Genomic DNA, 11081 nt, shown 5'->3' on the forward strand with positions numbered 1-11081 from the left:
ACCTTCTCAATGTCAATGGAGGCCAAATCCTTCTCCAGATTCACTTCAGGCTTAACCTCGATTTCAAGAGTGTAAACAAGGTCGTGATCCGTGCCGTTAAAAGTAATATTGCCAACTACCGGCACACTGTCAAACTCGACATTGCTGATCTTGCTCTCGCGAATTGCATCAAGAACTGAATTATTAATAACCGTGGAGAGAGTTCTCTCATTGATTTCGGCGCTGTATTCGCGTTCAACAATGTTTGCGGGAACGTGACCGGGACGGAATCCGGGGAACTTGCGATTCTTGGAAATCATCACAAATTCCTTGCGACGCGCCTTTTTGTAATCCGCAGACGGAATGATAACCTTCAACTGACGGTTTAAACCCTCGGAAGCTTCAATAGAAACTTGCATTCTAATACCTCAACAAACGGAAACGCAGCAAACACGCCTGATCCTCAGGCATGACGGAGAAACTGCTGATATCTCCCTGCGCATCTGCCTTTTCCAGACTCCGAAGACATGACAATGCTGACTTAAAACCTGTCGTTACCGGAGACTGGGACCAAATCTATACACCCAAAATCACTTGGGCAGCCTGAAAACTGACGCATTATATAACCGCCGGGGTAACATGTAAACAGTCTCGGAAAATATTGCCGTCCGTTTTGATCCGGGCCGGATCTCAGAATCTGACGAAGGATCCGTCCCGACGTCAGGAAATGAACGGATCTCCTGCCGGGATCATAAGTCCTGCGGCAAACCGAAGCCGGAACGGGCGCGGATTACTTAAGCCCCCACTTTTTGTAAGTCTCCTGACTGATATTTTTGAGATAATCGATGACAACAACGCAATCCGGGCGAACATTCCTGAGCACCGTGATCATGTCGCTCCGGGGAATGGCCACGCATCCTCCGGTATAAGGCCGCTGATCCCCGAGACAATGCAGAAAAATGGCCGAACCCAGCCCCGGAGCGCCCTTCTCGTTGTAGCTGATATTGAGAGCGTACTGATACGGGTAGTAGTAATCAATCAGGTGCTCGCTGGCATCCCGGTCGAGATCGGGGTAATCCTTGATGCTGACCATTTGGTTGTACCGGCGATCCTTTCTGACATCCCCCGACCAGTAGTCATTTTTATCAACCTTCCGGTAGGGAAAGGCGGTCACTCCCGGATTATCGGCAATGCCGAAGGCATAATTGAAGTGAAACACTCCCACCGGAGTTTTGCCGTCCCCCTCCCGATTTTTGCCGAGACCGTATTTCCCGATAAATCCCGGGGTGCTCACAATCTGCCGCCAGCTGCCATCTGAGGTCTTCTCGTGCATGGACACATAAGCGGTGGTCTGCCCCACGCCGGCAACAACAAAAAGCTGCGAGGCGTGGTGCTTTTCTCCTAATTCTGCCACCCAGACCGGAGATGAGGCATAACGCGGCTCCTCATTCTGAAGAGCGGCATTGGTCTCCGGGGGTGCCGCTCCGCTTGCGGCATAAACAGCGAAGAAAGCCGCCGCCAGAAGCTTTCCGAAGAGAGAGACCGTCTTTGTCTTTGCCTTTGTCTTTAATGCCGCATCCGCCCCCGGAGAGGTCTTAAGCCTTTTAGTAACTAAAGTTCGCATCATGTGTTTTCACCGTTCAATAAAATCAAGAAAAAGAAAAGGCATTCCCGGAACCTCAGGAATTCAGCTTAAGGAGGAGCTCGCAGGCTCTTTTCAGGAGCTCCAGCTTTTCCCGATCGACCTCCGAACAGCTGCCGTCGGCGTCAGGATGGTATTTTCTGACGCGCTCATGGTAATGCCGCCGGATTCTCCGGGGAGACAGATCCGGAAAGGATCCGTCGTCTCCCACCGGAAAGCCCAGAATGCGGCAGGCGGCCCGGATCTCCGCCGGCTTGCTGGTGCCGCCCCGGAAGATGTATTTTCTGAGACCGGGATGGATGGCATAGTCGTACATGCTGTCCCGGGTGGCGGAACCGATCTGGGCCTCGGTGGCGGAATCCGTGAAGGAATTCTTCTGAATCAGGATGCTGCGGAGCTCCAGAGCCTTGGCATGACCGCTGAAGCAGGCTTCGTCCAGAAAGTACACTGCCCTTCTCCGATACTCGGGGAGCTTCTTCTCCTGAGCAAAATACCATCTGGCCAGATAGTAGCAGGCCATTCCGGATCCGCCGTAGGCCCCCTCCTCGTACCAGTACTGAGCCAGAAAATCATTCCGGGGGACGCCCTTGCCGAATTCATAGAAGGTGCCTAATTCCGCGGCGCATTCCCGGTTTCCCAGCTTGGCTCCCTCATAAAAATGCTGAAAGGCTCTGCTGTAATCCGAATTTACGCCGACGCCGCTCTGAAACTTCCGCCCCAGATCATAGTGATGCTCCCCCTGTTTTCTCAGGAGGCGGGCTTTTTCGGAATCCTCCTGCTCAATGCCATCCTGGCCGGCATTCTTCCCGGATCTTCTCCGGAAGGCAAGATAGCATTCCCGGGAAAGCAGCCAGAGAGAAACCACGGCGGTGGCCACTCCGGCGGCCTCCAGCGCCTCGGAGCTCTGAAAAATCCCCGCGCCCCCCACAGCTCCGAGAGTCATGTAGGCGCCGATTTTGGTTTTCAGCGTAATCAGTCGCGAAGAAATGCCGTCAGTTTTCAAGGAAAGCCTTCATGAATTAACAGATCAGAAAACGCATCCGGGGAACAATGCTCCTGCAATAACAGGCAGGGACTTCCTGAACATGCCGGGAAACGCCGTATGCCGGGAGAGAAAGCTTATGGAGCGGGTTCCCTTCCTGAATATCATCACTGATTATACAGAATTGCCGCAGGCTTTTTAGCGTTTCACATCACACATGACGCCACCTGAAAATTCCCTCCCCCGTAAAAAATCACTGAGTTTCAGATCCGCCGGCTGGCCGCGTCAAAAAAACAGGATCCGTCAGGACAGCGATCTTAAGCCCCGAATCGGAGCAGGCGGAGCATGTTATAAACTATTTTTATAGATAGCTGTAAATATATTTAAATTGTCTATACAGAGAGTTAACACTAACATAACCACGGTTTAAGAAACGGCGGTCGGAAATTGCGCTCAGCATCGCGCACACGGAATCAGTCAGGAGTAATGTCCTGTCATCTGATAACGGAGCAGGAATCCCCCGCCATAGCATTATCCAAGGAGAACATATGACACTCGCTAATTCCGCCGTTCAGGCAGGCATTCTCGGCTACCCCCGCATCGGAGCAAACCGGGAACTCAAATTTATCTCTGAAGCCTATTTTCGGAATGAGCTTTCTCTGGATGAATTCAGCCAGAAGGCTGCCGCCATCAGAAAAAACAATCTGGCATTTCTCAAAGATGCAGATCTGAACGTCATCCCCGCTTTGGACTTCTCGTTATATGACAGCATTCTGGATCTCATTCTGGCGCTGGACTTTATCCCGGAACGCTTCCGGGAGCTTAATCTGGAAGGTCTGGAGCTCTATTTCGCCATGGCCCGGGGCTATCAGAAGGACGGCCGGAATGCCGTGGCGCTGTCCCTGAAGAAATGGTTCGGCACCAATTATCACTATCTGGTGCCGGAATTTGACGACGGGGTTACCCCCGAAGTTAACGCCGGTTTTCTGACTGAGGCCCTTAAGGAGGCTTCCGAGTGCGGCATCGCTGTCCGTCCCGTGCTGCCCGGCCCCTTCACCTTTGCCAAGCTTACCCGCATCACCGGAACCCGGGATGCCGCAGAACTTGAGGAAAGCGTAACCGCCGTCTACCGGGAGCTTCTCCTCACCCTGAACAGGGAAGCCGGCATTACCGAATTTACCGCGCTAGAGCCCTCTCTTTCCATGGATCTCAGCGCTGCCGATATCGCCATGTTCCGCCGCATGCACGAAAGACTTCTCAGGGATCTGCCCCTTAAGGTTTATCTGGGCACCAGCTACGGCGACATCAGAGACGTTATGAAGGATATTCCCGATATGGGCTATGCCGGACTCTGGCTGGATCTTTCCGGTAACAACCGGAATCGGGATCTCCTCCGGGAAGTCTCCTTTAAACCGGGCTTTGAACTGGGTCTCGGGGTGGTCAGCGGCCAGAATATCTGGAAAAATAACTATGATGAGTCCCTGGAAATCGTGAGAGAAATCCAGAAGGATCATCCGGAGACCTGCATTGTGATTACCGCCTCCGCCTCCCTCCTGCATGTGCCGGTATCCCTCCAAAATGAAAAGACCCTGTCTCCGGAAAAGCTGAAGCACCTGGCCTTCGCCGCGGAAAAGACCGCCGAGCTCCGGGAGCTCCGGGACATTCTTAACGGCAGCGCCGCTCCCGAAATTTCGGAAAGAAACCGGGATCTCTTCCGCGCTCCCAGATTTGCCGCCGATGCGGAGCTTCAGAGCCGGGTAACCGGTCTCAAGGAAAGCGATTTTGCAAGAAAGCCCGCCCGGAAGGAGCGTCTCGCCCTGCAGGATCAGGTATTCAAATTCCCGCCGCTCCCCGCCACCACTATCGGCTCCTTCCCGCAGACCGCCGAGGTGCGGGCTCTCCGGAAAAAGTTCCGTCTGGGAGAAATAACCCGGGAATCCTATGATGCCGAAATCAGAAAGCTCATTGCCGCCTGCATCCGGGAACAGGAAAACACCGGTCTTGACGTTCTCGTGCACGGGGAATTCGAGCGCAACGACATGGTGGAATTTTTCGGGCGGAAGCTTGAGGGCTACATCTTCACCGATAACGGCTGGGTGCAGTCCTACGGCACCCGCTGCGTGAAGCCTCCTGTTATCTGGGGCTCCATCCGGAGAACCGCTCCTCTTACCACGGATATCAGCAGCTATGCCGCCAGCCTTTCGGAAAAGCCGGTGAAGGGCATGCTCACCGGGCCCATTACCATTCTGAACTGGTCATTCCCGGCAGCGGACATCCCTGCCGCATCCTCCGTCATGGAGCTTGCTCTGGCCATTCGGGATGAGGTGCTGGATCTGGAAAAGGCCGGCATCCGCATTATTCAGATCGACGAAGCCGCCCTGAGAGAAAAGCTTCCCCTACGCCGTGAAGATCAGGAAGCCTATCTCACCCTGGCCGTGAACGCCTTCAGACTGACCTCCTCGGGAGTGAAGCCGGAAACTCAGATTCACACCCATATGTGCTACAGCGAATTCGGGGAAATCCTGAAGAGCATTGACGCCATGGATGCCGACGTGATTTCCTTTGAGGCTTCCCGGTCAAATCTGACGCTGCTCCGGGAGCTCCGGGACGCCGGATTTGAAACCAGAGTGGGCCCGGGAGTTTATGACATTCACTCCCCCCGCATTCCCTCCGTGGCTGAATTCAAGAGCACCATCAAAAGGATCCTGGAGATTCTGCCCCGGGAGCAGGTCTGGATTAATCCGGACTGCGGCCTTAAAACCCGCGGCAATGCCGAAGTCTGGCCCTGCCTGAACAACATGATGGCAGCCGTGAGGGAAATAAGAGCGGAGCTTGAGGAAAAGAACGCTTAAGCTGACAGCCCGGGCGGAGATGAGCTCCCGCTGTAAGATGTTAATCTGACGGCAGCAGAAAACCGTCGCATGACAGAGAAGCCCCGGACACGACACTGTCCGGGGCTTTTTTGCGTCAGAGCTGAAGATCCCGGCCGGATACCTCCGCGAAAGATGACCGGAAAATTTCTCCTGCGGCTTCCTCGGGACTCAGAAGCAAAACCCCGGGCTGTGCCCGTAACCGGGCCTTCTGGGCATTTCCGGGGGCCGGCGTCACCGCAAGAACGCTCTCAGCGGGAATGCCGGCCTTAAGAAGAGCCCGGATTCTTATTATGAAATCCTCCGGAGCTTCGTCCGGATCCCCGGCGATGATAAACCTCCAGGAAGCGCCGGTTTCCACTGCCAGATCCGCCTCGGCCTCGTCTCCCGCGGCATTTCGGAATACCGGACGTCTCAGGATCACCGGCATTTCGCTTTCATCCCGGCCGGAAAACTTCTTCAGAATCCGCCTCGCAACATATGCCGGCCAGAGATAAACGCTGACGAATTCGCCGTAACGGGAGCTTTTAACTTCCCGGAGCTCCAGAACTCTTTTCTTTTTGCTGTATTCATAGCCGGAAATAAACCCGAGATCCTGCAGCCAGACCGCAAACTGATAATTCAGGGAATGGCGATCCGGAATCTCTCCCGTGGGGATCTCCAGATCCCCGCCGTTAAGAGCCGTTCTCAGGAGGCAGTCAAAGTGATCCAGCCGAGAACGCCGCTCCCATAAAAAGGCGGCAAAATCATTGACAGCATCATCCAGCTCTTCGGGAATGGTGTTACGGTCGGCAGTCTCAATTCCGGCATGGGCCAGACGCTCCCGGAGTCTCTGAAAGCCGGGATTGTTCTCATAGGCCTGAGTTTCCGGGATCTCGCGTTCCGGCTCGGGAGCGCCCTTTCTGAGGCATGCGGCGGAATTCCCCTCCATGTCTCCGGAGGCAATATCGGAAAGCACGGAGTCCCGGAGCGTCCTTTTAAAGGAGGGAATATCCGCCACTCTGATGCCGGATTCCCGGGACAGCGGCTCCATGCATTCCGGTTCAATGTCAGAGGAAAGGAGAAAGACATTGCGACCCAGAATCGGGTAGCGATCCTTAAGCTCCCGGTAACGCATAAGATCCTCCTGCCAGCTCTCCCGGGATCCGGTTTTGCATTCGATCCAGAAGGGAATGCCGTTCAGCAGGAAGAAGACATCCATTTCAAAGTCCTCTTCGTCACCGGAACGCACCGCAAGATTTCCGGCCAAATGAAGACTGATGTCCGGAGAGTCCTCAAAAAGCTCCTTAACGGTTTCCTGAACAAGTATTACGGCCAGCATTTCCAGCCAGCCGCCAGTCAGGAAATAACGCGCCGGAGGATCCTCACTGAGCCGGATTTCCGGAAAGCCCCGGGAGCCGGCGGTTTTGGAGGCAAGGCCCAGATCCTGAAGCTCCTGCCAGAACCGCTCCCCGGCCGGGCTCGTGAAGAATCCGGGCTCCGTCCGCCAGCGGAAGCTGTATCTGTCCGCGCTGTAGTGGCGGCGGATTTCCCGCAATGCCGGGGCAAGATCGCCGTAATGCTTCCCGATAAACCCCGCAAACTCCCGCATCCCCGTGCCGTTTGCCGGGGAAACGGTTTTTCTGAGGCCGGCGGAAACAATATAAAGATCATGACTGTTCAGGAATGTTCTCAGGGGTTCCGTCTCGGGAGGGAGCGCAACTCCGGCCAGTTCCTCCCGGACTCCGGGCGTCATGAAAAACGGAGACTGGGATCCCGCCCTGAAAGAGGATCTCCGGGAGTCCTTTCTGCCGTTTCCCTGCGCCAGTGCCACCAAAACCTCAAGATTCCGGTTAATGCCCTGAAGCTCGGAACGAATGTCCGCAAGAATCCCCGGGATATCCTGAAAGCCCCGGGCGGCGCTGCTTTCTCCGTCCGGCGTCTGGTCATCACTGTCGTTCTGGGCTTTGGTAATGCTGTCCAGAAGCCGGTTTAAAAACTCATTGTTCGGAACAACCATCGGAAAAAAACTCCTGGAATACAAAAAAATGGCGGCATCCATAATCCGCCGGAAGGAGCAGGAATAACGCCGGAGTCTCTCCGGAAAAACCAATCCTGACCGGACATCTGTCCTATTAATTAGGAATACTCCCGGACGGGAACGGCAAAACGCTTAAAACCTGCCGGAGCATCTCTAACACCGGAAGCAGATTCCTGAACAAAAATTGCCAAAACATTTTACGAAATTTTTGAATTAATCACATTTTCAAGGTAAAATGCGCGGGAAGTTTGCCGGTAATGACGGCCTTTCAGATGATTGAGCTATTTTCTAAGGAATTTGTATGAAGAAAACTAAGATGGTATGTACTATCGGACCCAAATCCGAGCCTCGCGAAGTCCTTCAGGATCTTCTTGATTCTGGCATGAACGTTATGCGCCTCAACTTCTCTCACGGCGATCACGAAGAGCAGGGCGCCCGCATTAAAACCATCAATGCGATTATGAAGGATACCGGCAAAATCTACGCCATCATTCTTGATACCAAAGGTCCTGAAATCCGCACCGGCGAAGTTCCCAACGACGGCGAGGTAGAACTGGTAAAGGGACAGAAGTTTACCATTCACACTGACATGACCAAGCCTACCACCAATGAGAGCTGCGCTGTTTCCTATCCCGGTCTCGTGCACGACATCGAAGTGGGCAAGATCATTCTGGTAGATGACGGTCTTATCGGCCTCAAGGTTCTTTCCAAGAACGCCGACGAAACTGCAGCCGAATGCGAAGTCCTTAACAATGCCAAGCTCGGCAACAAGAAGGGTGTTAACCTTCCGGGCGTAATCACCAACCTGCCGGCACTTTCCCCGAAGGATCAGGGCGACCTGGAATTCGGCGCGCAGATGGGCGTTGACTTTATTGCCGTATCCTTCGTGCGCAAGAAGAAGGACGTCGATGACGTACGTACCTTCCTTGATACCCACGGCGGCCAGGACATCAAGATCATCTCCAAGATCGAAAACCAGGAAGGCCTTGATAACTTTGAAGACATTCTTTCCGCTTCCGACGGCATCATGGTAGCCCGCGGCGACATGGGCGTGGAAATTCCGCCTCAGGAAGTTATTTTTGCTCAGAAGCGCATCATCCGCCGCTGCAATGAAGTAGGCAAGATCGTGGTAACCGCTACCCAGATGCTGGATTCCATGCAGAAGAACCCGCGTCCGACCCGCGCCGAAGCCGGCGACGTGGCTAACGCCATTCTGGACGGCACCGATGCTGTAATGCTTTCCGGCGAATCCGCCAAGGGCAAATATCCGCACGAAGCCGTATGTACCATGGCTTCCATCTGCGAACGCACCGATCCGGTGGTAACTCCGCGTTATCTGGATGACCACAACACCAACGAGATCACCGAGGCCGTATGTCAGGGCGCTGTGGAAATGGCCTGCAACCTGAAGTCTCCGCTCATTGTGGTATCCACCGTTCAGGGCCGCACTGCCCGCGCCATCCGCAAGTACTTCCCTACCAGCAACATTCTGGCCATTACTCCCAACATGAAGACTGCCCGGCAGCTCTGCATCGTGCGCGGCGTAACCCCGGTAGTTCATGAGAAGGTGAAGTCTCTTGACGAGCTAATTACCGTAGCCCGCGCCGAGTCCATTAACAGCGGCCTGGCCAAGAAGGGCGATGCCATTGTGGTAGTGTGCGGCGCTCAGGTTGCTTCCGGCACCACCAACACCTCTTCTGTTCAGGTGCTTTAATCTGATTATCTCCGGAAACACCGGGACATAAACTTGAAAAAGGGCCTTTCGGCCCTTTTTTTATTTCTGGCTTCGCACTCTCTCCCGCCGCCCTTTAAATACGTGAAGAAAAGCGCAGTTTTTTTTTTTTTGCATCCCGGTCAAAATTTCACCAGACTGCTATTTGGCGCTGTTGCATATGAACGAATGCCATAACAGGGAACAGCATTTAAAACAATAGCGATCCACATTTTGTTTTTCGGAAACCCAAGGAAACCAGCATGATCAAAACATACGAAGAACTGGAAAAAGTTCTCAGCGAAATTACCATTGTAAGCTCAGAGCCTGATGCAGTTGAGTTCAGCTTTGAGGCCGATGCGGATAACGGCCATACCGAACAGGAAATCCTTGAAATGGAACAGATTATGGGACTCCCTCTTTTCAAGGATTACCGGGAGTTTGTGAAGCATTATCGTTCATTTGAAATCGTGGGAGATATCTACGTGGACTGCGATCTCAATGATACCGCGGAGGTAACCGTTATTCATCGGAATAACAGCAAGGAACTCGGGCTGGATTTTCCGGAGGACTGCTACTGCATCGGGAATTTCGAGCCCGACCTTCCCATCTTTATTCAAAGCAGCGTTACCGGCGCAGTATATTCGTGTCAGGTGCGCAGAAAAGGCTCTCTGAAAAAAATCGCTGATAATTTCTGGGAATTTATGAATGCCGAAGTCAAACACTGGCAGAAATATGCCGCGGAATACGACACGTTTTAAGGCGGAGCGTAATCCCCTTCCCCTCTGCCTGTTACAGCTTTCCGGCCGATTTTCTTATGCCGGCTCTTTTTCCGGCCCTTCTGCGGCCATCTGAAAAAGCCGGTACACCACCTGCCCCGCCCGGCCTTCCCGGTACGGTCTTAAAAAACCGGGAAGAGTTATGGCAGCCTCGGACTCCTGCTCCACGTAGACAAAGCCGTCGGGGCGGACGATGCCGGGCAGGAGAGCCAGAGCCTCCTCCAGCATGCCCTTCCGGAAGGGAGGATCCAGAAACACGATATCAAAGGGTTCCCCGTGATAGCTTCTGACCCAGGAGAGCGCGTCCCCTTCGATAACCTCCAGGCCGCCAGCGCTGTCCCTGTCGGCAAGGAGCCCGGCATTCCTTTTCAGGTTCTGAAAAACCTGGTGATTCTTTTCCAGCAGCACAGATCTCCGGGCGCCCCGGGACCAGGCCTCAAAACCCAGGCCGCCGCTTCCCGCAAACATATCCAGACAGGATGAGCCTGCCACCCGGAACATCAGCCAGTTGAACACGGTCTCCCGCACTCTGTCGGTGGTGGGCCGGAGTCCCTCGCTGTCCAGCACCGGAAGCCGCCGGCCCCGGAATCTGCCGCTTATTATGCGCACCGTCCCGGAACCGCGGCCGGGAGCTCCGGTTTTGCCCTGAGAAACGCCCTTGCCGCGTTTTCCGGCGGTATCCCGGGAGGAGGCGCTGCTCCTTGCTTTCTGATATTTCATTTGGTGTGGATCCTTTTGTTTTTTTTCCTGTCCCGTAAGCATTTTCCGGTCAGAGAGTCCGTCTTTCCGCTAGGTCAGGAATTTGTCCCAGTAGCCCAGAATAAAGACCAAGGCAATGATAAGGGGGATCACGTACTTGAAATACGGGGCCAGCCAGGCAGGAAGCTTCGGTCCCTCCCCGATATTCATCTCCTCGCGGAACCGGGAGAAGCCCCAGCCAAAGGCCACAAAAAGCGCAAATCCCAGGGATCCCAAAGGGACAATGTTATTGCTTTCAATAAAGTCCTCTGCCTCCAGGATATTCCAGTTCATCAGGGTAACGTCCGACCAGACATTAAAGCCCAGCACGCAGGGGACGGAAAGCAGCATAATAAGCAG

At 54.1% G+C, this 11081-nt stretch carries 8 protein-coding genes and 1 pseudogene; 3 read left to right on the plus strand and 6 right to left on the minus strand.

Features of this window, described 5'->3' with window-relative positions; translation table 11 throughout:
- From ACJROR_RS09880 to ACJROR_RS09890, 3 genes are all read right to left on the minus strand, one after another.
- Positions 1–398, minus strand: a 398-nt coding sequence (locus ACJROR_RS09880; protein WP_406546930.1) for a trigger factor family protein, incomplete at its 3' end; no start/stop codon positions are given.
- Between the two features lie 371 nt (positions 399–769).
- Entirely contained in the window at positions 770–1606 is an 837-nt protein-coding gene (locus ACJROR_RS09885; protein ID WP_406546931.1) for a L,D-transpeptidase, read from the minus strand.
- Positions 1607–1658: 52 nt separating this feature from the next.
- Positions 1659–2624, minus strand: coding sequence for a hypothetical protein (locus ACJROR_RS09890; RefSeq protein WP_406546932.1), 966 nt, complete (start codon positions 2622–2624; stop codon positions 1659–1661).
- A gap of 527 nt (positions 2625–3151) precedes the next feature.
- Here ACJROR_RS09890 and metE point away from each other — a divergent pair.
- Positions 3152–5455, plus strand: a complete 2304-nt coding sequence (metE, locus tag ACJROR_RS09895; protein WP_406546933.1) for a 5-methyltetrahydropteroyltriglutamate--homocysteine S-methyltransferase — start codon at positions 3152–3154, stop codon at positions 5453–5455.
- 115 nt (positions 5456–5570) lie between these two features.
- Here metE and ACJROR_RS09900 read toward each other — a convergent pair whose 3' ends face one another.
- Positions 5571–7472, minus strand: a complete 1902-nt coding sequence (locus ACJROR_RS09900) for a hypothetical protein (RefSeq protein ID WP_406546934.1) — start codon at positions 7470–7472, stop codon at positions 5571–5573.
- Positions 7473–7794: 322 nt separating this feature from the next.
- On the opposite strand from ACJROR_RS09900, the gene pykF reads away from it, so the two are divergent.
- Both pykF and ACJROR_RS09910 read left to right on the plus strand, forming a co-directional pair.
- On the plus strand, positions 7795–9207 hold the full coding sequence (pykF, locus tag ACJROR_RS09905; RefSeq protein ID WP_406546935.1) for a pyruvate kinase PykF: 1413 nt from the start codon (positions 7795–7797) through the stop codon (positions 9205–9207).
- Positions 9208–9467: 260 nt separating this feature from the next.
- Positions 9468–9965 (plus strand): SMI1/KNR4 family protein, encoded by a 498-nt coding sequence (locus ACJROR_RS09910; RefSeq protein WP_406546936.1) that lies wholly within the window; start codon positions 9468–9470, stop codon positions 9963–9965.
- A gap of 54 nt (positions 9966–10019) precedes the next feature.
- Here ACJROR_RS09910 and rsmD read toward each other — a convergent pair whose 3' ends face one another.
- Both rsmD and ACJROR_RS09920 read right to left on the minus strand, forming a co-directional pair.
- Entirely contained in the window at positions 10020–10703 is a 684-nt protein-coding gene (gene rsmD, locus ACJROR_RS09915) for a 16S rRNA (guanine(966)-N(2))-methyltransferase RsmD (protein ID WP_406546937.1), read from the minus strand.
- 69 nt (positions 10704–10772) lie between these two features.
- Positions 10773–11081: pseudogene (locus tag ACJROR_RS09920) on the minus strand (sodium-dependent transporter); the annotation flags it as partial.

The sequence above is a fragment of the Succinimonas sp. genome (genome assembly GCF_045225735.1).
In the GTDB taxonomy this organism is placed as follows: Bacteria; Pseudomonadota; Gammaproteobacteria; order Enterobacterales; family Succinivibrionaceae; genus Succinimonas.